Origin of the sequence: Flavobacterium alkalisoli (assembly GCF_008000935.1) — a bacterium.
GTDB classification, from domain to species: Bacteria; Bacteroidota; Bacteroidia; order Flavobacteriales; family Flavobacteriaceae; genus Flavobacterium; species Flavobacterium alkalisoli.
In genome coordinates this window covers 3,702,842-3,726,329 of sequence record NZ_CP042831.1, presented here as the reverse complement: position 1 = coordinate 3,726,329, position 23,488 = coordinate 3,702,842, and the positions used below count along the sequence as shown (strand labels likewise).

26 protein-coding genes are annotated in these 23,488 nt (G+C 36.6%); 9 read left to right on the top strand and 17 right to left on the bottom strand.

Annotated features, from left to right (window positions below):
- Positions 1 to 100: 100 nt before the first annotated feature.
- From FUA48_RS16935 to FUA48_RS16915, 5 genes are read left to right on the top strand one after another with little or no spacing between them, the layout of a single operon-like run.
- The gene (locus FUA48_RS16935; protein ID WP_147584667.1) at positions 101 to 616 is read left to right on the top strand and encodes an RNA polymerase sigma factor; all 516 of its coding nucleotides are present in this window, start codon (positions 101 to 103) and stop codon (positions 614 to 616) included.
- Complete coding sequence (locus FUA48_RS16930; protein WP_147584665.1) at positions 597 to 1,031, top strand: hypothetical protein; 435 nt, start codon at positions 597 to 599, stop codon at positions 1,029 to 1,031. Before FUA48_RS16935 ends, FUA48_RS16930 begins: the two co-directional genes overlap by 20 nt.
- A 4-nt stretch (positions 1,032 to 1,035) precedes the next feature.
- Positions 1,036 to 1,482 (top strand): DUF4252 domain-containing protein, encoded by a 447-nt coding sequence (locus tag FUA48_RS16925; protein ID WP_168197007.1) that lies wholly within the window; start codon positions 1,036 to 1,038, stop codon positions 1,480 to 1,482.
- Between the two features lie 33 nt (positions 1,483 to 1,515).
- Positions 1,516 to 2,043, top strand: a complete 528-nt coding sequence (locus FUA48_RS16920; RefSeq protein WP_147584661.1) for a DUF4252 domain-containing protein — start codon at positions 1,516 to 1,518, stop codon at positions 2,041 to 2,043.
- A gap of 6 nt (positions 2,044 to 2,049) precedes the next feature.
- Positions 2,050 to 2,610, top strand: a complete 561-nt coding sequence (locus tag FUA48_RS16915; protein WP_147584659.1) for a DUF4252 domain-containing protein — start codon at positions 2,050 to 2,052, stop codon at positions 2,608 to 2,610.
- A gap of 48 nt (positions 2,611 to 2,658) precedes the next feature.
- Here the strand turns inward: FUA48_RS16915 and FUA48_RS16910 are convergent, their stop codons facing one another.
- Genes FUA48_RS16910 through FUA48_RS16895 form a run of 4 tightly spaced genes read right to left on the bottom strand, consistent with a single transcriptional unit; the run spans position 2,659 to position 6,402 of the window.
- Positions 2,659 to 3,102 (bottom strand): sterol desaturase family protein, encoded by a 444-nt coding sequence (locus FUA48_RS16910; protein WP_147584658.1) that lies wholly within the window; start codon positions 3,100 to 3,102, stop codon positions 2,659 to 2,661.
- 11 nt (positions 3,103 to 3,113) lie between these two features.
- Positions 3,114 to 3,953, bottom strand: coding sequence for a phytoene/squalene synthase family protein (locus FUA48_RS16905; protein WP_147584655.1), 840 nt, complete (start codon positions 3,951 to 3,953; stop codon positions 3,114 to 3,116).
- Positions 3,937 to 5,448, bottom strand: a complete 1,512-nt coding sequence (locus tag FUA48_RS16900; RefSeq protein WP_147584653.1) for a phytoene desaturase family protein — start codon at positions 5,446 to 5,448, stop codon at positions 3,937 to 3,939. Before FUA48_RS16900 ends, FUA48_RS16905 begins: the two co-directional genes overlap by 17 nt.
- Positions 5,449 to 5,502: 54 nt before the next feature.
- Positions 5,503 to 6,402: a MerR family transcriptional regulator gene (locus FUA48_RS16895; RefSeq protein WP_147584651.1), complete on the bottom strand. Its 900-nt coding sequence runs from the start codon at positions 6,400 to 6,402 to the stop codon at positions 5,503 to 5,505.
- A gap of 490 nt (positions 6,403 to 6,892) precedes the next feature.
- Here FUA48_RS16895 and FUA48_RS16890 point away from each other — a divergent pair, with 490 nt between their 5' ends.
- Both FUA48_RS16890 and FUA48_RS16885 read left to right on the top strand, forming a co-directional pair.
- Positions 6,893 to 7,915 (top strand): SDR family NAD(P)-dependent oxidoreductase, encoded by a 1,023-nt coding sequence (locus FUA48_RS16890; protein ID WP_147584649.1) that lies wholly within the window; start codon positions 6,893 to 6,895, stop codon positions 7,913 to 7,915.
- Between the two features lie 58 nt (positions 7,916 to 7,973).
- Complete coding sequence (locus tag FUA48_RS16885; RefSeq protein WP_147584647.1) at positions 7,974 to 8,789, top strand: helix-turn-helix domain-containing protein; 816 nt, start codon at positions 7,974 to 7,976, stop codon at positions 8,787 to 8,789.
- A 26-nt stretch (positions 8,790 to 8,815) separates the two neighbouring features.
- Here FUA48_RS16885 and FUA48_RS16880 read toward each other — a convergent pair whose 3' ends face one another.
- The 7 genes from FUA48_RS16880 to FUA48_RS16850 form a co-directional block, all read right to left on the bottom strand.
- A complete protein-coding gene (locus tag FUA48_RS16880) occupies positions 8,816 to 10,030 on the bottom strand; it encodes a hypothetical protein (protein ID WP_147584645.1) in 1,215 nt (404 codons plus the stop codon).
- Positions 10,031 to 10,138: 108 nt separating this feature from the next.
- A complete protein-coding gene (locus FUA48_RS16875; RefSeq protein ID WP_147584643.1) occupies positions 10,139 to 11,212 on the bottom strand; it encodes an NAD(P)H-dependent flavin oxidoreductase in 1,074 nt (357 codons plus the stop codon).
- Positions 11,213 to 11,232: 20 nt separating this feature from the next.
- Positions 11,233 to 11,613: a nuclear transport factor 2 family protein gene (locus tag FUA48_RS16870; RefSeq protein WP_240732505.1), complete on the bottom strand. Its 381-nt coding sequence runs from the start codon at positions 11,611 to 11,613 to the stop codon at positions 11,233 to 11,235.
- 77 nt (positions 11,614 to 11,690) lie between these two features.
- Positions 11,691 to 12,425 (bottom strand): SDR family NAD(P)-dependent oxidoreductase, encoded by a 735-nt coding sequence (locus FUA48_RS16865; RefSeq protein ID WP_147584639.1) that lies wholly within the window; start codon positions 12,423 to 12,425, stop codon positions 11,691 to 11,693.
- Between the two features lies 1 nt (position 12,426).
- Positions 12,427 to 12,648, bottom strand: coding sequence for a tautomerase family protein (locus tag FUA48_RS16860; RefSeq protein WP_147584638.1), 222 nt, complete (start codon positions 12,646 to 12,648; stop codon positions 12,427 to 12,429).
- A 17-nt stretch (positions 12,649 to 12,665) separates the two neighbouring features.
- Positions 12,666 to 13,196 carry a YceI family protein gene (locus FUA48_RS16855; protein WP_147584636.1) on the bottom strand — a complete coding sequence of 177 codons (531 nt, stop codon included), beginning with the start codon at positions 13,194 to 13,196 and terminating at the stop codon, positions 12,666 to 12,668.
- Between the two features lie 121 nt (positions 13,197 to 13,317).
- A complete protein-coding gene (locus tag FUA48_RS16850) occupies positions 13,318 to 13,890 on the bottom strand; it encodes a Crp/Fnr family transcriptional regulator (protein WP_147584635.1) in 573 nt (190 codons plus the stop codon).
- Between the two features lie 224 nt (positions 13,891 to 14,114).
- On the opposite strand from FUA48_RS16850, the gene katG reads away from it, so the two are divergent.
- Positions 14,115 to 16,391 carry a catalase/peroxidase HPI gene (gene katG / locus FUA48_RS16845; RefSeq protein WP_147584634.1) on the top strand — a complete coding sequence of 759 codons (2,277 nt, stop codon included), beginning with the start codon at positions 14,115 to 14,117 and terminating at the stop codon, positions 16,389 to 16,391.
- Between the two features lie 51 nt (positions 16,392 to 16,442).
- Here katG and FUA48_RS16840 read toward each other — a convergent pair whose 3' ends face one another.
- The gene (locus FUA48_RS16840; protein WP_147584632.1) at positions 16,443 to 17,438 is read right to left on the bottom strand and encodes a GlxA family transcriptional regulator; all 996 of its coding nucleotides are present in this window, start codon (positions 17,436 to 17,438) and stop codon (positions 16,443 to 16,445) included.
- Positions 17,439 to 17,622: 184 nt separating this feature from the next.
- Here FUA48_RS16840 and FUA48_RS16835 point away from each other — a divergent pair, with 184 nt between their 5' ends.
- Positions 17,623 to 18,540 carry an SRPBCC family protein gene (locus FUA48_RS16835; RefSeq protein WP_147584630.1) on the top strand — a complete coding sequence of 306 codons (918 nt, stop codon included), beginning with the start codon at positions 17,623 to 17,625 and terminating at the stop codon, positions 18,538 to 18,540.
- Between the two features lie 49 nt (positions 18,541 to 18,589).
- Here FUA48_RS16835 and FUA48_RS16830 read toward each other — a convergent pair whose 3' ends face one another.
- The 5 genes from FUA48_RS16830 to FUA48_RS16810 form a co-directional block, all read right to left on the bottom strand.
- A complete protein-coding gene (locus tag FUA48_RS16830; RefSeq protein WP_147584628.1) occupies positions 18,590 to 20,767 on the bottom strand; it encodes a helicase-related protein in 2,178 nt (725 codons plus the stop codon).
- Positions 20,764 to 21,603, bottom strand: coding sequence for a HamA C-terminal domain-containing protein (locus tag FUA48_RS16825; RefSeq protein WP_147584627.1), 840 nt, complete (start codon positions 21,601 to 21,603; stop codon positions 20,764 to 20,766). Before FUA48_RS16825 ends, FUA48_RS16830 begins: the two co-directional genes overlap by 4 nt.
- 322 nt (positions 21,604 to 21,925) lie before the next feature.
- Positions 21,926 to 22,534 (bottom strand): alpha-ketoglutarate-dependent dioxygenase AlkB family protein, encoded by a 609-nt coding sequence (locus FUA48_RS16820; protein ID WP_147584625.1) that lies wholly within the window; start codon positions 22,532 to 22,534, stop codon positions 21,926 to 21,928.
- Complete coding sequence (locus FUA48_RS16815; RefSeq protein ID WP_147584623.1) at positions 22,521 to 22,766, bottom strand: Ada metal-binding domain-containing protein; 246 nt, start codon at positions 22,764 to 22,766, stop codon at positions 22,521 to 22,523. The genes FUA48_RS16820 and FUA48_RS16815 overlap by 14 nt, the downstream gene beginning before the upstream one ends.
- A gap of 2 nt (positions 22,767 to 22,768) precedes the next feature.
- Positions 22,769 to 23,482, bottom strand: a complete 714-nt coding sequence (locus FUA48_RS16810; protein ID WP_147584621.1) for a 2OG-Fe(II) oxygenase — start codon at positions 23,480 to 23,482, stop codon at positions 22,769 to 22,771.
- Between the last annotated feature and the right edge of the window lie 6 nt (positions 23,483 to 23,488).

Genomic DNA, 23,488 nt, shown 5'->3' with positions numbered 1-23,488 from the left:
TATATAAAACGTAAATTTAATATTTTTAATATTATTTGTAACAAAAAATAAAGGTATTCGTCTTCCTATTATAAAACCAATAACAACCAGCATTAATGTAATGAACCAGTCGGAGTTTGTAAATATTATCACTCCTTTTAAAGACCGGGTATACCGGTTGGCAAAAAGGCTCCTTATAAGTAATGAGGAAGCCGAGGATGCCACACAGGAGGTTATGGTACGACTTTGGAAAAACAAGAATAAGCTGGAGAGCTATTCGAGTGTAGAAGCGCTGGCCATGACAATAACAAAAAACTACTGTCTGGATCAGTTAAAGTCTAAAAGGGCAACAGAAATGAGATTAGTACATTCTAATTACAGTGACCGGGAGCCCGGACTGCAGCAACAGGCAGAAGACCGTGACAGCTGGGAATGGGCAGAAAAACTTATGAATAAGCTCCCCGAACAGCAGCGGCTTATTTTGCAGATGAGGGATGTGGAGCAATATGAGTTTGAAGAGATTGCAAAAATTATGGATATGAATGAGTCGGCAGTGAGGGTAGCCCTGTCCCGCGCCAGAAAGATGTTGAGGGAGGAACTAACAAAAATGCACAGTTATGGAATTAAGAGAAATTGAATTACTACTAGATAAATATTTTGACGCAGAAACCAGTATTGCCGAAGAAAACCAGCTTAAGATGTATTTTTCTTCATCCAATGTGGCGCCTCATTTGGAGCAGTACAGGTCTATGTTTGGATATTTTGCCCAGGCAGGCGAACAACGCTTTGAAAAGACGATACCATTAAAAACTAAAAAACGCTATGTAGGATGGCTATCGGTTGCAGCAAGTGTTGTTATAGCATTTGGCGTGTTTACCTTTATTAACAAAGAACCGCAGGAAGACCTTGGTACTTTTGATGATCCCGAAATTGCCTTAAGGGAAACACAAAAAGCACTTAACATGCTTTCTCAAAACGTTAATAAGGGAGTAAACAGTATAAACTACCTGGAAGAGTATGAGAACTCAAGAAAAACAATTTTTAAAAAATAAAACAATGAAAAAATTAATAGCCATTTTAGTAATGATGCTTTCTCCGGTGCTGTTTTATGCACAGAGCGCATTCGATCAGTTTGATGACAAAGACGGTATTGATGTTGTTTCTTTGGATAAAACTATGCTGGACCTTGCAGGTGATGACCTTAAACTTGCTAAAGATGAACAAAACCTGGTAACAAAGTTTACCAAAGATTTAAAACAGCTTAAGGTTTACAGTACTGAAGTAAAAAAGTACAAGAATCAGATAGCCGATGCTGTAAAAAAATACGTAAGGGATAATAACATGGAGTCTCTTGTTAGTGTAAAAGACGACGGTGAAACCGTAAAAGTTTACGCAAGACATAACAGGAGTGATGAAACTATTGAAGAAGTGTTAGTATTTGTAGACAGTGGTAAGAAAGACGAGACAGTTCTTGTTACCTTTACCGGAAAAGTGAAACTATAATAAATTGCCATAAACTTAATTTAAATACCACGTATGAAAAAGATAATTGTAACTTTTGTGTTAGTGCTTATGCCAACGCTGTTTTTTGCTCAGTCCATGTTCGATAAGTTCGAGGATGAGGATGAAATAGTATCGGTACTGGTCAATAAAAAGATGTTTGAGCTTATGGGGAACGTTAAGTCTGACCCTAATAATAAAAGCTCACAGCAATTTTTTGACCTTATAAAAAGGCTGGATAACCTTAAGGTTTTTACCACCGAAAGCGCTAAGCACAAAGCGGAAATGAAAAAAACAGTGGATAGTTATCTTAAAAAATATCCATTGGAAGAACTGATGCGTATTAATGAGGGTGGAAGGAGTATCAAGATTTATGTAAAATCTGGTGCTACATCTTCTCAGGTTAAAGAACTCCTTATGTTTATGGACGGAGGAGACGAAGAAACCGTATTGATGTCGCTTACCGGTAATTTTGATATTAAGGAGATATCTTTCCTTACAGATTATATGAAAATACCGGGTGGTGAAGAGATAAAAAAAGCATCGTCTAAAAAATCTAAATAACACACCATGAAGACCATTTATTATCTTTTCGGACTTGTAGTTATGGCGGTGCTAACCCTTGTGTCGTGTGAGTCTAAGCCATCGCTGCAAAAGTATTTTGTAGAGAAGTCGCAGTCGAATGAATTTATGGCTTTTGATTTGGGTACCGATATTATTAAAGCTGCCGGTTCTGATAACCTTTCGGCAGATCAGGAAAAGGCCCTTAAAGCAGTAAGGAAGCTTAATATACTTATATTCAAGTCAGACTCTACAGATACAAATGTAGTGCACTATAAAGAAGAGACCACAAAAGTAAAGAGCATTCTTAAAAATGGAGATTATGAGGAACTTATGAGGGTGGGTTCAGGAAAAGAAGGGGCCAGTATAAATATGCTGGGTGAGAATGACGATATCGATGAGTTTGTGGTTTTCCTTCGCAAGGACGGTGTTTTTGGGCTGATAAGGGTTTTAGGTGACGAAATGACACCAACCGATGTACTTACAATAATGCAGCTGGTTGAAAAATCGGGGGTAGATATGGCACAGCTACAGCCGGCACTGAATCAGATAAATGGAAATAAAGGTTAATTTAAGATTATTATAAAAGAAAAATCCGCTGCATTGCAGCGGATTTTTTTATTTCTTAAAGTATTTAAACGGTACGATGAGCATACCGAAACATTCTCCCTGATCTTTTCCTAAATGCTTATGGTGCATTTTATGTGCCCTTCTTACGGCTTTTGCATAACGGTTATTGGCATTCCTTAAAAACTTAAACCGCTGGTGGATAAAAATATCATGTACAAAAAAGTAGGCAATACCATAAGCTAAAATGCCTAAGCCAATGGCAAGCCCTATATCAAGTATACTGTATTTCCAAAGTAAAAAGAAGCCTATACTAACCAGGGCATAAAAGATAAAGAAAGCATCGTTGCGCTCAAACCATGAGTCGTGGTCTTTGCGATGATGGTCCTTATGCAGGCTCCATAAAAAACCATGCATTATAAATTTATGGGTAAACCACGCCATAAACTCCATAATGCAAAAGGTTAGTATAAAAACAAGTATATAAATCCACATGGCTTATAATTTTATATAAAGTTAAGGCGATAATTTAAATAACACTGTGCTAAAAGTCCAAGTTTTTGATAATTAGGTACCCTTATACGCCTGCTTTTTATTTCAAGTGGGGGAGTATTTTTTAGCTTTTTAAGCAACTTCCTGTAATAGGCATAGGCTGTGTAAACACCAAACTTAGCTTCCACAGGCAGTTTTAATATCCCTTTGTAACCTTCTGCCAGATCGGCTTCTATTTCTTCGATAATCTGTCTTTTAACCTCGTCGGTCATTTCGTTGAGGTTAAGTGAAGGAAAGTAATTACGTTCCAGCTCCTCGGTGTCGGCTTTTAAATCCCTTAGGAAGTTTACCTTTTGAAAGGCTGAACCTAAGCGCATTGCAGGGCCTTTTAGCTCTTCATAGCGCTTATCGTCGTTATTTACAAATACTTTTAGGCACATTAGCCCGACCACATCTGCCGATCCATATATGTACTCATTGTATTCAGAAAGGGTAGTGTAATCCTTTTTAACCAAATCCTGCCTCATGCTATTCATAAAGGCATCTATAAGCTCCTGTGGTATGTTATATTTTATAGCGGTATGCTGAAACGAGTTTAAAACAGGGTTTAGACTTATTTTATCCCTAAGGGCATTATTTAGGTCTTCTTCAAAAAGGTCGAATAGCTGTTCTTTATCATAATCGTGAAAAGTATCCACAATCTCATCGGCAAACCTTACAAAACCATAAATATTGTAAATGTCCTGCCTTATGCGTGGCGACAGCATTTTTACTGCAGAGGAGAACGACGTACTGTAAGCACGCGTTACATTTCTACTGCACTCATAGGAGATTTTGTCAAATATTGATTTCATAGTGCTTCGTTAAGGATTTCTTTGGTTCTTTGTCCAGTTGTTTTTCTATAAGTCCCGCAACGAGTTTGCCCGATATAAGTGCAGGCGGTACTCCCGGTCCGGGAACAGTTAACTGACCTGTAAAAAACAGGTTCTTTACTTTTTTGCTTTTTAGCCCCGGCCTTAAAAATGCAGTCTGCATAAGTGTATTGGCCAGTCCGTAAGCATTTCCTTTGTATGAATTATAGTCCTTTACAAAATCGTTTACACAAAACGATTCTTTAAATAATATGCTGTCTCTTAGGCTTTGCTGAGTAAGGTTTTCCAGTCTTGTAATTATCTTTTCAAAATATTTTTCCCTTAGCTCAGGTGTATCTTCAATTCCCGGTGCAAGCGGTATTAGAAAGGTACCAGCTTCTTTACCAACAGGCATTGCATCAGTATCTGTTTTACCGGAGAAGCTGGCATAAAATAAAGGTTCGTCAGGCCATTTTGGGTTATCATAAATGTCTATGGCATGAGTATCAAAATCCGAATCAAAAAACAGGGTATGATGCTCTACATTTTCCACAGGCTTATCAAACCCTACATAAAATAATAGGGAAGAAGGGGCAAATACCTTTTTTTGCCAGTAATCCTCATTATACTGCCTGAACCTTTTATCTAAAAGTGTTTCAGTATGATGATAGTCGGCACCGCTTAAAATAATATCGGCATATAACTTTTCACCGTTAACGGTTATATATTCGGCACAACCTGTTTCTGATACTCCTATTTTTGAAACGGATGCATTGGTAACAAACTTCACTCCCTGTTCCTTTGCTAGCTCAACCATTCCTTCAACGACACTGTACATCCCGTTTTTAGGATACCAGGTACCAAGGCCAAAGTCGGCATAGTTCATAAAGCTGTAAAACGAAGGGGTGTCACTGGGTTTTGCACCTAAAAACAAAACGGGAAATTCCAGTATTTGTACCAAACGTTTGTTCTTGAATTTTTTACGGATATCTTTTGAAATGTTTCCAAAAAATTGCCCGAGTTTTGCTATGGTTTGTGGGGTAACCAGTTCCAGTGGGGATAAACCCGGGCGATAAACCAAATCTTTTATAGCAATATCATAGTTGCTTTTTGCTTCACTGATAAAGTTCTTAAGCTCTGTACTGCTGCCGGGTTCGTTTTCTTCAAATACCCTGTATATGTCTTCCAGGTTATCTGCTATGGTTATATAATCTTCTTTACCAAAATAAACACTATAGGCAGGAGATAGTTTTTTAAGCTGGTAGTAATCGCGTGGCTTCTTGCCGAAATCCTCAAAAAAACGCTCAAAAACATCGGGCATCCAGTACCATGTAGGCCCCATGTCAAAAGTAAAACCGTCTTTTTTCAGCTGTCTTGCCCTGCCGCCAAGCGTATCGTTCTTTTCGTAAACAGTTACGTCGTTACCTTCGCAGGCTAAATAGGCAGCGGCAGCAAGTGAGGAAAATCCTGAACCGATTATTTTAATAGTAGCGTTCATTTGTTTAATAAAATTAAAAAAATATTAAACAAAAACAATAAAGCTTTTGTTAAATTAAAGTTTGTTGGTAAAATCGGATATAGAGTCAAAGACTCTTATGTTGGGGTTTAATATTTCTGCGTCTAAATATTGAGCATTCCTTCCAAAAAGGCAAAGCCTGGTCTCATCGTCATTTATCACATGCTTTTTAAGTTCCTCTACATAGTCGGCTATTTCGTTGTTGTTTGGTTCGACGGTTGTATAGGTTATAAACGTAATATTGCTGAAGTAGGTTTTAACGTCTCTTAGGTTTTCAAGAGGTACACTTTCTCCTAAATATACGGTTTTATATCCATTAAGACTGAGTTCGTAGTTAAGGAACATTAATCCCAGTTCGTGTATTTCGTTTAATGGCAGGTATAAAACAAATGTCCTGTCAGTTTTTGTAGGAGGTGTAGTTTGTATTTTTTCGGTGTTGGATGCTAACTTCTGCTTAATCAAAAAGCTTATAAAGTGCTCGTGAGCAGGGGTTATGGTGTTTGTTTGCCATAAGTGGCCTATCTCGTTAAGTAAGGGAAGGAAAAAATCGTAGAATATCTCTTTAAATGACTTATCCTGTAACAGTGAGTTGTAAGTGTTTAAGAATAATGACTGGTCAAAATTCATCATGGCCAGTTTAAAATTATTAAGTACATGATCTGCAAGACTGCTTTTGGAAAGTATTTCTTTAACTAGTACCGGAATCTTTTCGGGAGGCATTTTAGAAATAGCTGATATCTTATATCCAAAATTGTGAAGAGTAGTGATATTGAGCAGTTTCTGAAGATTTTTTATATCGTAAACGCGTATGTTGGTGTCTGTACGCATGGGTTCAAGGATATTGTATCGTTTTTCCCAAATGCGTATAGTATGAGCCTTGATGCCGGATAGGTTTTCAAGGTCCTTTATGTTGAATATGTTTTTTACGCTGTTCATTGTTTTTTTAAAAACTTTAAACAAAGTTAATTAAAAAATGTTTAATTAAACATTTAGTGGCTTTATTTTTTGTGTTACGTAATTTATTATAACAGATTTAGTGTTTTCCTGTATTGTGTTTTAAATAATATTATATCACCTTTGTATGGTAAAGCCGACTAGACGGTTATGCAATGTTTGTTCTATTATAAGCCTGCTTTGGGGACAAGGCGGGTTTTTTTTGTGCCCTGCTGTAAAGGATTTACGTGTTTTTACGTAGTAAATTCAGTGTTTTCCTGTATTGTAAAAACAGTGATTTGGTTGCATCTTTGTATTCAACAAATCAACCCATCAATCGTTAACGCAATGTTTGGTCAAATAAAAAAGCTCCACTGTCTGCGGAGCTTTTTTTATATCTGTAATTGACGCTCTGAGCAAAGTAATATGACACTTTAAACAAAGCCTTCAGCAAGCCCTGAGCCTAACTTTGTCCAATAAAAAAAATATAAAAATGGACTTAAAAGACAACATGAACGGGGCACTACAAAATCCCCTTTACTCAGGATTCAATGAAACATCAACAGTACACGATGTTATAACAGGTGTTAACCTTACCGGTAAGGTGGCTATTGTTACGGGGGGCTATGCCGGTATAGGGCTGGAAACGGTTAAAACATTTGTAGCGGCAGGTGCAACAGTAATTGTTCCCGCAAGAGATGTCGCTAAGGCAAAGAAAAACCTGAAAGGCATAAATAATGTAACCATTGAGCAAATGGATCTTATGGATGTAGATTCAATATATGCTTTTGCAGATATATTCCTTATGGGGCATGATGCTCTGGATATACTGGTTAATAATGCAGGTATTATGTGGGTGCCGCTTCAAAGGGATAAAAGAGGGTATGAATCTCAATTGGTAACAAATCATTTAGGGCATTTTCAGTTAACAGCAAGATTATGGCCTGCGCTAAAAAACAGCGGTAATGCCCGAGTGGTAAATGTAACTTCTTTTGGGCATCAGTTTTCCCCGTTTGATTTTGAAGATCCTAATTTTCTGAATACCGAATATGAAACCCTACAGGGATACGGCCGCTCTAAAACGGCTAATAATCTCTTTACGGTAGAACTGGATAGCAGGGCTAAAAAACATAATGTAAGAGCCTTTTCGGTACATCCGGGTTCTGTAAACGGTACCGATTTAGGTCGTGTGGCTCCTATGGCATTATTTCAGCAAATGGGCACTCACGATGAAAACGGTAATATAAAGCCTGAAGTTGCCGTAAAACTGAAAACAGTAGAACAGGGAGCAGCAACTTCGGTTTGGTGTGCCACCAGCCCTCAGTTAAACGGAATAGGAGGTGTGTATTGTGAAAATGCAGATATAGCAGTACTTGATGATGGTACTATAGAGCATGATTTTGAAACACCATCAACCCTGTTTGGGGTAAAACCGTATTCGCTGGATGCAAATAATGCCGGGCGTTTATGGAAGCTTAGCGAAGAGATGACAGGAGTAGTTTTTCCTGTTGAGTAATTATATTCATTCAGGCCGGAGTATTCCGGCTTGATTTATTTAGTAATTTTATTGCTATATGGAATTTGAAACACATTACATAACTCCCGATATTAAGCTTTCTGAATTTAACGGGAAGTACTTTAAAACAGAGGTGGTATTTGAGCACCATATACTGGTATGGTTTATTTCGGGGGAAACAAAAATTATACAGGCCGATGCCGTGTATACCTTTAACGCAGGGGATATATTCCTTATTCCGAGAAACCAGCTGGCTACTGTTATCAATTATCCTAAAGACGGAAAACCTCATAAGGCCGTGGCAATGTACTTAACTAAAGATCGGCTAAAGGATTTTTATTCTAAAAATAAACCTACAGCAAAATCACAACCCTTACAAAAGGTATACAGGTTTACCAAACACCCTTTGCTGGAAAGCTGCTTTGCATCGCTTATATATTATTTTGAAATAGGTGAAAACCTGCCGGAAGATATAGCAAACCTTAAAATAGAGGAGGCTGTAAGAATACTAAGGTCTACCGATAGCAGTGTTGACGGCGTTCTCGCCAATTTTGAAGAACCGGGTAAAATAAACCTGTCCGATTTTATGGAACGTAATTTTATGTTTAATATGACACTGGAAAAGTTTGCTTACCTAACCGGACGCAGCCTTGCCACTTACAGGAGGGATTTTAAAAAGATATACAATACAACACCTCAAAAGTGGCTTACCGAAAAAAGATTGAAACTGGCACATTATTCTATTTTAGAAAAACAGAAAAGGCCTGTTGATGTTTACATTGAAGTAGGTTTTGAAAATCTTTCCCATTTTTCATACGCCTTTAAAAACTATTTTGGGTACGGACCTAATGCTCTGGCAACAGGTATAAAATAAAAACAGGCCCTAATCAGGCCTGTTTTTTATATTGAGTTCTCCAGTATTTTAGGTAAGTCGGTTTTCCAATCAGTTACTATAAATTTATCGAGTATACGATTGTCTTTTCCAATTACATAACATATACGGGAACAGTATGTTTCTCTGTATTTTGTGTATATATCCTTATTAGCTTCAAGTTCAGTATCTATTTGTATTGTGCCGGTTTTTCTCTCTTTTATGGCAGAGTCCATTCTAATTACATGAACCTTACTGCCATATTTGTTGCTTATATCAAAAAAAGCTTTTGTGGAGGCCACATCACCACCACATCCGCAGGAATTGACAATAATTAGTATCTTATCGTGCAGGTCTGTACTGTTAATAATGCTTCCTGTAGTAGTGGTAGCAGAAAAAGCCGGTGCAAGCATGCCCACTTCTGTCCCGGTCTTTTTTATAAAGCTGTTATCTTTTATAAGTGTAATATATTCACCGTTATTGGTAATATTATCAAAGCGATAGTAATTATCGCTAAGTTTAATGTACTGTCCCACTCCTATATGGTCTCTTTCGTATATAGTGTCTTTTACTTTCACACCATCTGACAATAAGGCTATTTTAGTTCCGTTCATGTTTGCATCATTATCATATGTAAACGCTCCGTTATATGTATTTCCAACACCTACTTTGTAGTTCTTGTTATTAATATTAATGGTAGCTGTTAAGTACTCGCTTCTGCCCAACCCTAAATCATCGTGAAGATTACCAATCTTAATCCATGACGAATCTTTTACAATTTGCTTTCCGTTAGAGATTTCATACCTGCACTGTACAAGGTCTTTGTTTGAAGCCCAGTCAAAATCCCTGTAAAGTCGAATGGAGTCGTCAGTAAAATCATGATTATCGTTCGCGTCTACAATAAATACCCTTTGTTTTCCTGCTGTACCCGCTATCAGGTTAATATAATATGGTGTTTTTGAACGAAAATCTATTGGCTGGATGCCCCTTCTTATGTTCTCAATGGTTTTAGGATAAATAACAGGGTATAGAAATGTACCGGTTGTATCTTTAAGATCTATCGGATGAACTCCCGAACCAAAAAATCGTCCTCCTTTGTTTTTTTGAGTCCTTATAACTAGTGTATCGTTTTCTTTAGTAAAGTGGTTAGGTTTGTTTTGTGAAAACTGTTTGTCGTCTCCTTTGCGTTTTTGACAGCCTTGAAGTATAAGTGTAATCAATAAAGCTTTAAAAAATAGTTTCATGTAAGGTGATTTGCTGTCTGTAATAAAAAGCTAACGCATAAAAAAATCAAAAAGTATACTTTTTGATTTCCTTTTTAGCCTCAATAGGCTTTTATTTATTAGTGAATACTAAGCCAGTATGTCAGTAGTTTCTGTAATAAGAGATTTCATTAATTCATCTGCTTTTCGGTATTTAAGTATAGGAGCTATCTGTCCTCCCCAAAAAAGAACCATATCGTGTTTTTGTTTTTCCAGTGCAGCCTTTCTTAAAAAAGACATGAAAGTTGTTTGTAAAGGGAAGGGAAGTATATCACTTTCCTTACCCATTAGTTCAATTCCTAATTGTGTATTGATACCTCTGCCCAAGCGCCCTGTATAAGCACGGGATAACATTGTGTATTTAGCTGCATCCGAGAAAAGGGATTCCTTATGTGCAGGTAAAGAACCGGATTCTTCACAGGCTAAAAAAGCGGTACCTATTTGTACTGCATCGGCACCTAAAGTTAATGCGCCTGCAATGCCACGGCCATTAGCGATACCCCCTGCCGCTATAACAGGAACATTTACTTTTTCTTTAATAAGTTGTATTAATACAAAAGTCCCTGTTGTAGACTGCTCTGCAGGTGCCAGGAATGACGGGCGATGTCCGCCGGCTTCAAATCCTGAGGCTATTATCATATCAACCCCCGAATTATTTAGCGCAACTGCCTCATCAAGTGTTGTAGCGGCACCTACCAATAATATACCGCGTTTACGGCATTCTTCCATTACATCTTGAGGCAAAAGCCCGAACATAAAGCTAAATACCTTAGGTTTTATATCAAGTATAACCTGTAACTGATTTTCAAACCTTGATTGAAAAGGGGCCGGTTTTTCAGGTAATTCAATCCCGGCCTTATCAAAATAAGGTTTAAAGCGTTGTTTGGTATATTCATAGGTTTCATTGCTTACGCTACCATTTACGGCATCGGTATCAGAGACCCAAAGGTTTAAGTTATAAGGTTTATCGGTAAGAGTTTTAATTTCTTTGTCAATCTCATAAATATCCTGAGGGCTCATGGTATATGCACCATATCCTCCAAGGCCTCCCATGTTTGAAACAGTAGCTGCCAGTCTTGGTGTAGACAGTCCGCCGCCAAACGGTCCCTGCATTATTGGGTATTTAATACCCAGCATTTGGGTTATTTTATTATCGTACCACATGATTTAGGGTTTTAAATTATTTACTCGTTTACATTTGTAAGGGTTTTGTTTACTCTTACCCATTTGCCGTTAAGCTTATGGAAAGTAAGTAGATCATAGTAATTAAAGGTATACATTTTTACATTTACTTTTGCCATTGCTATAGTGTTAATCACATCTATTGATATGATTTTCCCTTTAAAAACGTTGCCTGAATCCTTTGGGCTCACACGATTAGCCACGCCTTCTAAATACTCTTCCAGTGTTTTGGCATATGGTTGCCCGTTTATATCGCCAAACAGTAGTGTACCTGGATTAAATAGATCTTTAAGCAGATTAACGTCCCCTTCATACAATCCTTTAAAATATACCTGTTCAAGTATTTTGACAATAGCTAAACTATCTTGTTCTGTAGTTTCCATTTTTTCGGTTTTTTGAGCATTGATGTTTTGTAGTATACAAAACATCAATGCGGTTAATAAAAGGGTTTTAATGCTTATTAATTTAAATGATGGCCGGCACCCATACCTCCGTCAACATTTATTATTGCTCCGGTAATCAGTTTGTTTTTGGCAACTGCATATATCATCTGTGCCACTTCATTTACCTCTCCCACACGGTTGATTAAGTGAAGACCTGCAGCTTTATCGGCATTATCACCATGCATAGGTGTACGGATAATTCCCGGGGCTATAGTATTGATCCGAATATTGTTTTTACCAAATTCTGTAGCAAGCTGTATGGTTAAGGCATGTATCGCACCTTTACTCGATACAGGAGCTGTAGATGGGGCAGCACTCAATCCGTGGTATACTAAGGGCGTTCCTATATTAATAATAGCACCGTCTTTTTGTCTAATCATTTGTGGAAGTACCGCTTGTGTGGTAAAATATGTACCTTTTAAATTGGTGTTGAGGTATTTGTCAAGGTAAGCCTCATCAACTTCAAGAAAAGGCCTGGTTTCATAAACACCTGCATTATTAATAAGTATATCCACACCTCCAAATTTTTCTATGGCAGTTGTTACCAGTTCTTCTCCCACACTTTTATCATATACATTTCCCGATACCATTGCCAGATTAGAACCTGCGCCAAGTTCATGGAATACAGCTTCCAGTTTTTGAGGGGTAGTAGAGTTTATAACCACATTATCTCCTCTTTCCAGAAAATAACGTGCTGTTTCCTTCCCAATTCCGGACGAAGCTCCGGTAATGATTATAGTCTGCTTTTTCATATCAGTTTTTTTTATCGGCAGTAATTCCTTTTTCACGCAGGTCCGAGACCTGCTCTCCGTCAAACCCCCAGTTATCAGTGTCTATTTCACTAATTACCACATGAGTAAGTTTAGGGTCTTTATTAAGTACATTAGTAATTACATTAGTAACTCCTGCAATTAATTCTCTTTTCTGCTCACGGCTAACACCCTCACGTGTCAGTTCAATTTTAATGTATGGCATGACTTTAGTTTTTAGCTTCAGGCTACGGCTTGAGCAGTTAGTGAAAAAGTTAAATCGAAGTTGTTGTATATAAGTGTGTCTCCCAGGTTAGTAAAGAAATTACCAGAGCGAAACTTTATACCATATTTGGTACGGTCAATAGTAATTTTACCCGAAAAAGTAACTGTATTATCGCTATTGTTTGTTTGTGCATCAAAGCTTACAGCGTGGGTAAAATTTTTAATGGTAAGATTTCCTGTTACATGGTAAGAACCGTTTTCACGTGGCTCAACATGGCTTATTTTCATAAAGGCTTCAGGATACTGGTCAATACTGAAAAAATCATCAGAAGCCAAATGACCTGCAAACTGTGCATTAGTATCCGGGTCAGTTACATCCAGTATTTTAATGGAAGTTGTGTCGATCACAAAATTCCCTCCTGAAAGATAATTATCGGCAAAGTCAAGCTGACCTTCCTTAATAGCGATTGTGCCGTTATGTGCTCCTGTTACTTTACGGCCTACCCACTCAACAGTACTGTTTTGGGTATTGATTTTAAATGTTTTCATTGTCTTAAAAATTTAGTTATTAACTTAATTACAAGACAAAGGTTGTTATTAAAGTCCGGTAAGGAGGGTGACCTACATCACATTTGAAGTATAATGATTATATGGTGACTTACATCACGGATTAGGAGTTGTATAAACGGCTTAGTGTTTCGCGGGAAACCCCAAGATAGGCAGCTATAAGGTGTTTAGGTACCAAATTGTACAGTTCCGGATACATAGCCAGGAGTTCCTCATAGCGGTGTCTGGTGTCATTATTCATAAATGAAAGGAGTCTTTTTTGAGATGCAACATATCCTTTATTGGTACGCCATCTAAAAAAGTATTCTGCCTGATGAAACTCTTTGCACAATTTTTCTCTATTTTCATTAGATAGGCTCAATACTTCAGTATTTGTAATACAGTCAACATTAAGCGATGCTTTGGTGTTTGTGTAAAGTGCATTGTAATCAGATGCCCACCATGTTGGCATGGCGAACTGTAGAATAAAAATTTTAAGTTCAGGATTAACATAAAAAGATTTAAGGCAACCATCTAGTACGAAGTACTCATTTTCCACATTGTCACCTTCAGAGATTATAGCCTGACCTTTTTTAAAGCTGTGAAATTTAAAATGAGAAAAGAAATAGTCAAATTCATTTTCTGATAAGGAAATAATTTTTGAGACATGTCCTTTTAATATTTCTTTAGCATCCATTTTATTTTATTTAAAGTGTAATAAAGTTAATTTTTCTTTTAAAATTAAAGTCTTCAGATTAAGTATTATTTTTTACCGATTTGAAAAATAGTTTTTTATTATTCTGATATAGAATAAATTGATTCCCATAATCTTTGATGATGTTTTATAAAGTCCTAACTTTAGGATGTTACATAATATGCGAATAAGCAAAGTATTTACCAATCATAAAATTATTTAAGAATATGGGAAACGATTCAAACGACATCAGTAAATGTCCGTTTCATAATGGCAGCATGAAAAGCAATGTAGCCGGAGGCGGAACAAGAAACCAGGACTGGTGGCCTAACCAGCTTAAAGTAAGTGTACTTCGACAAAACTCTGAGAAATCAAACCCTATGGGAGAAGATTTCAATTATGCGGAAGCTTTTAAAACCCTTGACCTTGATGCTATTAAAAAAGACCTGCATGCTTTAATGACAGATTCTCAGGAATGGTGGCCTGCAGATTTTGGTCATTACGGTCCCTTATTTATACGTATGGCATGGCACAGCGCCGGAACATACCGTGTAGGTGACGGACGTGGCGGAGGGGGCGCAGGACAGCAGCGTTTTGCTCCGCTTAACAGCTGGCCGGATAACGTGAGCCTTGATAAGGCACGCAGACTGTTGTGGCCAATAAAACAAAAATACGGTAACAAAATATCATGGGCCGATTTAATGATCCTTACCGGTAATGTGGCCCTAGAGTCTATGGGCTTTAAAACCTTTGGTTTTGCCGGAGGGCGCGAAGATACCTGGGAGCCGGAAGAAGATGTGTACTGGGGTGCTGAGACGACTTGGTTAGGTGGCGACATCCGTTATGCACACGGTTCGGAAGGTGTGGCGGAAAATCATGGCGTATTGGTTTCAGACGATGATGCCGATGGCGATAAACATAGCCGTAATCTTGAAAATCCACTGGCAGCAGTACAAATGGGACTTATTTATGTAAATCCTGAAGGTCCGGATGGTAATCCCGACCCAATTGCTGCGGCAAAAGACATACGCGATACATTTGGCCGTATGGCAATGAACGATGAGGAAACCGTAGCATTAATTGCCGGAGGGCACAGCTTTGGTAAAACTCACGGTGCTGCCCCTGCCGATCATGTGGATAAAGAACCGGAAGCGGCAGGTATAGAACTGCAGGGATTCGGGTGGAGCAACAGTTACAAGTCAGGTAAAGGACCTGATACCATTACCAGCGGACTTGAAGTAACATGGACAAAAACACCTACCAAGTGGAGTAACAACTTCTTTGAAAATCTTTTTGGGTTTGAATGGGAACTTTCCAAAAGTCCGGGTGGTGCTCACCAATGGGTAGCTAAAAATGCCGATAAATTTATACCTGATGCTTACGACAGTTCTAAAAAGCACAGGCCAACCATGCTTACTACCGACCTTTCGCTTCGATTTGACCCGGAGTATGAAAAAATATCAAGACGCTTTTTTGAGAATCCTGATGAATTTGCCGATGCCTTTGCGCGTGCTTGGTATAAACTAACCCATCGTGATATGGGGCCAAAAGCGCGTTATCTTGGACCGGAAGTTCCGGCGGAAGAACTGCTTTGGCAGGACCCTATTCCTGAAGTAAACCATACACTGGTTAACGACAGTGATGTTGCCGATTTGAAAGAAAAAGTATTGAACTCTGGACTAAGCGTTTCCGAACTTGTTTCAACTGCGTGGGCTTCGGCTTCAACTTTCCGTGGTTCAGATAAAAGGGGAGGAGCAAACGGTGCGCGTGTTCGCCTGGAGCCACAAAAAGACTGGAAGGTTAATAATCCTTCTCAATTGCAAAAAGTACTTGGAGTACTGGAAAAAATACAGCAAAACTTTAACAGCTCTCAAAGCGGAGACAAAAAGATATCACTTGCCGACTTAATTGTACTAGCCGGTAATGCAGGCGTTGAGAAAGCAGCTAAAGATGCCGGGTATAATACTTCAGTTCCGTTTACAGCAGGACGTATGGATGCCTCGCAGGAACAGACAGATGTTGAGTCTGTAGCATTCCTTGAGCCGTTTGCCGATCCGTTCCGTAACTATCGTAAACACAATTCTAAGGTTACTACCGAAGAGCTGATGATAGATAAGGCACAACTGCTAACTCTTACAGCGCCAGAACTGACAGTGCTTGTAGGAGGTATGCGTGTACTTAATACTAATTATGATGGTTCTAACTATGGTGTGTTTACAGCGCGACCGGGGCAGTTAACAAATGATTTTTTTGTAAATCTGCTGGACATGAGTACCGAATGGAAAGCCACAGCAGATGATTTAGAGCTTTTTGAAGGAAGAGACCGTGTTACAGGGCAGGCAAAATGGGCTGCTACCCGTGCTGACCTTATATTCGGTTCAAATTCAGAACTAAGGGCTATTGCTGAGGTTTATGGACAATCGGATGCTAAAGAGAAGTTTGTAAAAGATTTTGTGGCAGCATGGACCAAAGTAATGAATGCCGACAGGTTTGATTTAGCATAATCCTTAAAATTTATATATTGAAGTAATCCCGGCAATTGCCGGGATTCTTTTTTAATACTCGCTCATGGCCTTTTTATTATACTTTTTCTTGTATTCTAAAGGAGACATGCCTGTTATTTTTTTAAATATTTCCCTAAAGGCTTTTTCATCGGCATAGCCTACTTCAAACATTACCTCATTAATATTTTTACGTGTAGTTTCAAAAGCCTTTTTAGCCGATTCAATTTTTACCCTTTGCAGGTATTCTACAGGAGTGTTTCCTGTAGCCTTTATAAAGCGCCTGTCAAAATTCCTTCTTCCCACAGCAAGCTTTTGTGAAAGCTCTTCCATAGATATTTTTTCCTGAAAGTTTTCTTCAATGTAAACCTGTGCTTTTTCAATTATATCATCGCCGTGAGCCTTTTGCCCTTTAAAAATGGTAAATTCCGATTGCCTTTGCCTGTCTATTTCAATCTGGTATATTTTGGAGCAGTAAATGGCAGTTTCCCTGTCATAATACTTTTCTATAAGGTAAAGGATAAGATTTAAAAAGGAATAACCTCCGCCATTGGTATAAATACCGTGTTCATCGGTTATTAGCCTGTCGGTTTTTACTATCACTTTAGGAAATAACCGCTTTAGTTTATCGGCTGTATTCCAGTGTATGGAGCAGCTTTTACCGTCCAGTAGTCTGGTGGAGGCTAAAATAAGCGCGCCACTGCACATACTGGCTACTTCTGCACCATTCTTATACTGTTTTTCAATCCAGTCTATTAGCTGAATGTTTCCCTTTTCAGGTTGGTTAAAGTCGTGGCTTATGGCAGGGATGATCACAAGGTCGGTCTCTTTTATAGAGGAAATGTTTGTTTCCGGCTTAAGGGTTAACAGACCATTATTTATTTCTGTCTTTTCGGATACTCCTGCAAGTTGTATTTTAAACAGTTGCTCTTTGCCGTTTTCTTTCCAAAACTCATTTGCACGTTTAAAGATATCATAGGCTCCTATGATGCAGGTAAAGGTATTGAGAGAAACCTGTGCATCCGGGACTAATATGGTGAGATGTTTCATTGCTCTGTTTTTTAATGTGTTGATATACTGAGTAATGCTGTATTACAAAGGTATATAATTGAGTTGTCCAAATCAACCCGAAACAATGTCTAATTCACACCTTTTTATGTAGGGTATCTGTCAGTAATTTTGACATGAAGCTTCTTAATAGAAAAACAGAATTAAACTTTAAAAATTTTAAATTATGAATAATCAGGATTTTACAACAACTATAATTACCGATACATCTCCGTCACAGGCCTACAAGGCTATAAATAATGTGCGTGGCTGGTGGTCAGAAAACATAAACGGTGATACAGATAAACTAAACAGTGAATTTTTATATCATTATGTAGATGTTCATCGTGCAAGAATGAAGGTTATTGAGATGATACCCGATAAAAAAGTGGTTTGGCATGTGCTGGACAACTACTTTAAATTTACTGAAGATGAAACCGAATGGACAGATACCAAAATCATTTTTGAGATAACTGAGAAAGAAGGAAAGACTCAGGTGAAGTTTACTCATGAGGGACTGGTTCCTGATTATGAGTGTTACCAGATTTGCAATGATGCATGGACACATTACATTCAGGGAAGCCTAAAGGACCTGATAGAAAAAGGAAAGGGTAGCCCAACGCCTATGGATACTGCTACGGGAGAAGAAAAGTATCCGGTTTCGGAAACCGGCTCAAAAAGCATCTATCACAGGCTGCTTATAGAAACTCCTGTAGAAACGGTTTACGGTAACCTTACAAAACAGGAAGGCCTCGCCGGATGGTGGACACCCGATACTATTGCAAAACCTGTAACAGGAACCGTATCCAGGTTTGCCTTTGGACCTGATTATTTTAAAGAAATGAAAGTAGAAGAGCTTAAGGCCTACAGCAAAGTAAAATGGCTTTGCCTTAAAGCACAGGAAGAATGGATAGGTACAACCATTACTTTTGATCTTGAGCCGCATAAAAAAGGCGCCATACTTGTTTTCCATCATGATAACTGGAAAAACTATACTCAGGAATTTGCTGCCTGCAGTTATGCCTGGGCACTTTTCTTAAGAAGCCTTAGAATGCTGTGTGAAACAGGTAAGGGATTGCCTTTCCCTGATTTTGATAAATATTAGTAATAAAGAAAAAAGCAGCTGGATAGGCTGCTTTTTTTATGAGTAAGTATTAATTTATAGAATTGATTTTATCAATTTCATATTTTATTAATCCAATTTGTTCAAGTCTTTTACCAGCTCTTTTAAAGCTATTAATTAAATCTTCAGTTGATATATCTTTTATTTTTAACTCTTTTTGGATTTTTTGAATTGCTGAATGGGGTATGTCATATTCTAATAGAGCGGCTAAGTTAGGAGGTAAAAAACCATTTTCTAACTGTGATGCATAATATGAATAGTTACCATATGCAAGTCCTTTTTTTGAAAAAGCATAATGTTGGATATCATTTATAACTGAAATCCATTTGGGGAGTTTATAGTCAAACCAATGTCTTGTTATATTTAAAGCATAATATGATAAATGGTTAATTCTTTCAGTTTTATCTTCAAATTTATTTACCCAATATTCTTCTTTTTCTAGTTCTTCAATTATACCTTTAACAGATTTGTATTTTGAATATTTTTGTGTTAAAACTGCTAATTGATCTGAGCTCATAATACCTGCTTTATTATCACCTTTTTTAAGTAAATTATCCCAACATAGTTTTGTTACCGTTTTTAAGTTATAGTAGTTTGGATATGTCCAATTTAACAATTCATGATAGTTGTTAAGATTACTTTCGATTTCATTTAGAATATTAATTTGACCTTCTAAGGGTAATGAAGAATTTCGTTTTAGTATCTCCTTAAACTCATCATCAAATTGATCAAATTGAGCTAGTCTACTTTTTGAGGATTCTTTCAATTCATTTTCATCCAAGTTAATTAATATTTCTAATGGGGCATCATCTTGAGAAAAAATTGGTATATCTACATCTAGTTCTAATTGTGTTGGTCTTGCTTCAAATCTATAAACATTACCAATATAATAATTGTTCATTCTTCCGCTTCTCCCAGCAATATTTTTATAGTCAAAGAAATCTATATCTTTTGTTCCTTTCTTTTTATCGAATAAGATTACATTTTTTGCTGATGTATTTACACCTTCAATTAATGTTGATGTACAAAAAAGATATTTAATACTACCTTGATTAAATAAATCTACTATAGTGCTACCAAGATGTCTTGGAATAGCTCCATGATGAATAGCTATATATTTTTTCAAGCCATCTATTAGGAACCATTGATTATTAATATTTTCCCTTAACCATTCAATTGTAGATGAATTCTTTTCTTCTGAAGAAAAATTATTTTTGTTCTCTATATATTTCACAAACTGGATGGCTAATTCCGTAGCCTTTTTCGGTGAAGAACAATAAATTAATGTAGGCTCCTCAATTTTATTTAATAATTCAAATAATTCTTTTCTTTTTATTTCTTCTTTTTCTCTACTTTTTATTTTTTCTGAAATTTCCATCGAAATTTCATCAACAGCCACAGTTCTAAAATCTGAAGGTATCCAAAGTAATTCAAATCTTTGTTTAAATTCATTCGGTATTTCCTTTATCATAGGGCCTAACATGTAGAATTTATTGGTAAATTTTAAAAGTTTATGTAAAGCAGAATTTAAAGTAATTGCTCTATCGTCTTCTCTTTTAAGACTCAGTTTATAAAATTCATCAATGATAAAAAAATCTATTTTTGTAAACATGTTGTATTCTACAACTCTTTCTCCAGTAAATAAAAATAAGTTTCCTAAATTTTGTGATGGGAGTTGAGACGTAGAAACTATTATCTTATAACTATCATTATATTTCGAAAGCTTTTTTCTTGTTTCATCAAGTAATGCTAAAGTAGGTTGTATTATAACAATATTTTGATATTTTTTACTTGCTATTATTTCTTCAATTAAAAGACTTTTTCCAAAACTAGTGGGCGCACTTAATACAACACTTTTATTATTTTGCAGGGCTGTTGAAATTGTAAGTTGCTCTTCATGTAAATATACATTCTCGAGAAAGGGTGATTTGTGAATTTCATATCTTAGAGCTGCACTTCCTGTTAAGGAAAGGTTATCAACATATGGATACAATCCATATAATTCGACTAAATCGTTTAAAAAAGGCTTACATTGTAGATTAAATGCTTGTTCTTTATCTAGTAGTCTGATAATAATATCTCGGCCTTCATGTTCATGATTTTTATATAATTTATTTGCAAAACTTGCTAAGGCATAGCTTTCTTCAAAACTGAAACTAGTTTTGTTTTCTATGAATTTTAAAGTCTGTTCGTAATTATTAAAAGTCATATTTTTTGCATGTATTTTAGTTTTTGATCTAATTCATTATTCAAATCATCTTTATCAGGTACTGGTAAAAGAAATAAAAGTAAATCTACCTCTGTTTCAACTTTTTTATTGAAAGTGTCAAAGAGAGCTCTACATTCTTTTTCTATTGCATCAAAATATTCTTCTGTATTATCGTTATGATCTTTGAAAATTGGACTGGAGTATGTGCATACTAATGGTATTATTATGCTATCGAAAACTTTATCTAGATTTTTATGTTTGTGCATTAAATCTAACCAGTATTCAATATCAGGTATCTCTTGTGGTATTTTTCTTCTGATGAGTTCAAATTCTTTTTTTAAATAATCACCTTTTACGTGATTTAAGACATCTTTTGCTAATTCCTTTACTCCTTCTATGCCATCTTTATAAAGTTTAGATTCTCCAAGCCATAGCTTTTTTGTACTTCCATCATCTGTGATATGGATACCATCAAAACCATGTACTGTTGCATTATGAGCATCTTTGAAATAAATTTTCGATACTAATGGAATTGTATTGCAAAAATCTCTTAATAATAAATGGAGAATAAGTTCTCCAAACTCACCTCTTTTTTGGTATTTATCAGTTAAGTATACAGTATTAGCTGCCTCAACTATTCTTTCAATTACTTCTGTATATGGAATACTCATCCCTGCATGATATCCAAAAGCAAATTCAGGAATAACTTTTCTAATTACTTCAACTAATGGGGTGAGTCTAAATTTATTAGCTTCAAAGCCAACGTGGTAAACTCTTAAGTTAGATTCTTTTATATGCTCATTTAAAACTAAGTCAGATTCAAATGGTTTTGCCATAATAACTTTATTATTAATACAATAGTAATCTAAGCTTTAAATATATTCTATTTAAGCTTGTATATTTATTTTGCTACAGTGTATTCTATCTATAGAATAAAGTTGATGGGTGTGGTAAAGTTAAAAAAAATGTTAATATTTTAAGTGTCTTTATGATAAAAAAGCTTCATTTTATTGAAGATTTATAAAAATGTTAAATGGAATAACTTTTTATTTATTAGTGCTGAACATATTTAGCATCACGTTTAGTGCGTTTTCAGAATGCATGAATTCATCGTTTTCCGGTGATTCAAGAACATTAATGAACTTGTAATTATTTTCTTTACTCTTCAGTTGTCCTAAAAGTGAGATTTACTCTGGGAGAGGTAATTTTTGTTACAGGAGGTAATCGATGAAGCCAATGCGTTTGTGTGGTGTCTTTCATTACCAATAAACTGCCATGTTCCAAAAAACAGTCTATTTTTTCTTTGCTTACCTTGTGCTTAAAGGCAAATTTTCTTTCTGCTCCAAAACTCAAAGAAGCTATCGCTCCATTTTTCTTCAAATCCTTCTCACCATCGCTATGCCAGGCCATTCCCTCGCTACCGTTATGATACAAATTGAGTAAACATGAGTTGAATGTTTCTCCTGTTTCCTGTTCGGCTAAAAGTTTTAGTTCTAATAATTCTTTCGTCCACGGCAAAGCATGTTTTGTGGTATTTGAATAGGTATACTCAAATGGTTTTTCTCCATACCAGGCTACTTTTCGTTTGGTTATTATCTTCTTACCGAAAATAACGGCCTCGTCATTTCGCCATTCAATAGTTTCTAAAAGACTTTTCAGGTAAAAGTCTGCCTGTTGTTTGTTTACTATCCTACCGTAATAATTTACTGTTCCGTCATACGGAAGCCAGTTTCTTTCTTTGTCGGGAGTTTGGTTAAATAAGTCCATCTTTCCACTTTTTGTATTCTGTTTTCATGCAATGCCCGCAGGGACGGAATTGATTTTTTATGGCCTCCTGTTCAGAACCAAAGAAAACCCTGTTTTCCTGTTTCATTCGTTTTCCCGATTTGCAGGATAACCGCCCGTAAATTTTAAGCTTTTTATTTCCGCCAAAGCTTATTTCTCCGGCCTTAATTTTGGCCCTTAACAACGTATTTGATATTTCAGAATGCTGGATCATGATTAACTTACCGCATCGTGAAAAATTATTCCTAAACTATGTCGGTTGCCCCATTTTACTTCACTTACACCATGTTTCATATTAACCCGGTAATAGCCTTTAGTGCCTTTTTCAGGTTTAAAATTAGTGGTAAAAATCAATACATCACCTTTTCCCGGCTTTAAAACAATCGCTTTAGACTGGGCTAGGGGTATTTGCTGTGTGAGTACAAATTCGCCTCCTGTGAAATCACTGTCAGGTTCATCCAGTATAAAAACAATCTGAATAGGGAAATAAATATCTCCATACAGGTCCTGATGTAAGGTGTTGAAACCGCCTTTGCCATATTTTAAAATCAGAACAGTAGCTTTTTCCTGTCCGTTTTCATGACATTGTTTAAGCAGCTCCTCGTGCAGTGATGGAAATTCCCTGTCAATTTTCAGGGCTTTAAACCAAGCATTGGCAATAGGCGCAAGATAGGGATAAATAGTTGCCCTAACGGTTTGAATAATGTCCGGTAGCGGGTAATTGAAATATTTGTATTCACCTAAGCCAAAGCGATAACGCGCCATTATTACTGTTTTTCGGTATAGGTTTGAATCGTTATAATTGGCTTTTAACAGATCGCATTGTTCTTCATTGAGTAAGTTTTGTATAATAGCATAACCGTTTTGATGCATAGATTCGGTAATATTTTTCCAATCTATGCTTTCTATTTTTTGAATGATGTCCTGCATTTGTCT

Bases quoted from the DNA above. Each gene is read 5' to 3' on its own strand.
- FUA48_RS16935 (WP_147584667.1), top strand. From the start codon at position 101: ATGAACCAGTCGGAGTTTGTAAATATTATCACTCCTTTTAAAGACCGG.
- FUA48_RS16930 (WP_147584665.1), top strand. From the start codon at position 597: ATGGAATTAAGAGAAATTGAATTACTACTAGATAAATATTTTGACGCA.
- FUA48_RS16925 (WP_168197007.1), top strand. From the start codon at position 1,036: ATGAAAAAATTAATAGCCATTTTAGTAATGATGCTTTCTCCGGTGCTG.
- FUA48_RS16920 (WP_147584661.1), top strand. From the start codon at position 1,516: ATGAAAAAGATAATTGTAACTTTTGTGTTAGTGCTTATGCCAACGCTG.
- FUA48_RS16915 (WP_147584659.1), top strand. From the start codon at position 2,050: ATGAAGACCATTTATTATCTTTTCGGACTTGTAGTTATGGCGGTGCTA.
- FUA48_RS16910 (WP_147584658.1), bottom strand. From the start codon at position 3,102: ATGTGGATTTATATACTTGTTTTTATACTAACCTTTTGCATTATGGAG.
- FUA48_RS16905 (WP_147584655.1), bottom strand. From the start codon at position 3,953: ATGAAATCAATATTTGACAAAATCTCCTATGAGTGCAGTAGAAATGTA.
- FUA48_RS16900 (WP_147584653.1), bottom strand. From the start codon at position 5,448: ATGAACGCTACTATTAAAATAATCGGTTCAGGATTTTCCTCACTTGCT.
- FUA48_RS16895 (WP_147584651.1), bottom strand. From the start codon at position 6,402: ATGAACAGCGTAAAAAACATATTCAACATAAAGGACCTTGAAAACCTA.
- FUA48_RS16890 (WP_147584649.1), top strand. From the start codon at position 6,893: ATGGACTTAAAAGACAACATGAACGGGGCACTACAAAATCCCCTTTAC.
- FUA48_RS16885 (WP_147584647.1), top strand. From the start codon at position 7,974: ATGGAATTTGAAACACATTACATAACTCCCGATATTAAGCTTTCTGAA.
- FUA48_RS16880 (WP_147584645.1), bottom strand. From the start codon at position 10,030: ATGAAACTATTTTTTAAAGCTTTATTGATTACACTTATACTTCAAGGC.
- FUA48_RS16875 (WP_147584643.1), bottom strand. From the start codon at position 11,212: ATGTGGTACGATAATAAAATAACCCAAATGCTGGGTATTAAATACCCA.
- FUA48_RS16870 (WP_240732505.1), bottom strand. From the start codon at position 11,613: ATGGAAACTACAGAACAAGATAGTTTAGCTATTGTCAAAATACTTGAA.
- FUA48_RS16865 (WP_147584639.1), bottom strand. From the start codon at position 12,425: ATGAAAAAGCAGACTATAATCATTACCGGAGCTTCGTCCGGAATTGGG.
- FUA48_RS16860 (WP_147584638.1), bottom strand. From the start codon at position 12,648: ATGCCATACATTAAAATTGAACTGACACGTGAGGGTGTTAGCCGTGAG.
- FUA48_RS16855 (WP_147584636.1), bottom strand. From the start codon at position 13,196: ATGAAAACATTTAAAATCAATACCCAAAACAGTACTGTTGAGTGGGTA.
- FUA48_RS16850 (WP_147584635.1), bottom strand. From the start codon at position 13,890: ATGGATGCTAAAGAAATATTAAAAGGACATGTCTCAAAAATTATTTCC.
- katG (WP_147584634.1), top strand. From the start codon at position 14,115: ATGGGAAACGATTCAAACGACATCAGTAAATGTCCGTTTCATAATGGC.
- FUA48_RS16840 (WP_147584632.1), bottom strand. From the start codon at position 17,438: ATGAAACATCTCACCATATTAGTCCCGGATGCACAGGTTTCTCTCAAT.
- FUA48_RS16835 (WP_147584630.1), top strand. From the start codon at position 17,623: ATGAATAATCAGGATTTTACAACAACTATAATTACCGATACATCTCCG.
- FUA48_RS16830 (WP_147584628.1), bottom strand. From the start codon at position 20,767: ATGACTTTTAATAATTACGAACAGACTTTAAAATTCATAGAAAACAAA.
- FUA48_RS16825 (WP_147584627.1), bottom strand. From the start codon at position 21,603: ATGGCAAAACCATTTGAATCTGACTTAGTTTTAAATGAGCATATAAAA.
- FUA48_RS16820 (WP_147584625.1), bottom strand. From the start codon at position 22,534: ATGGACTTATTTAACCAAACTCCCGACAAAGAAAGAAACTGGCTTCCG.
- FUA48_RS16815 (WP_147584623.1), bottom strand. From the start codon at position 22,766: ATGATCCAGCATTCTGAAATATCAAATACGTTGTTAAGGGCCAAAATT.
- FUA48_RS16810 (WP_147584621.1), bottom strand. From the start codon at position 23,482: ATGCAGGACATCATTCAAAAAATAGAAAGCATAGATTGGAAAAATATT.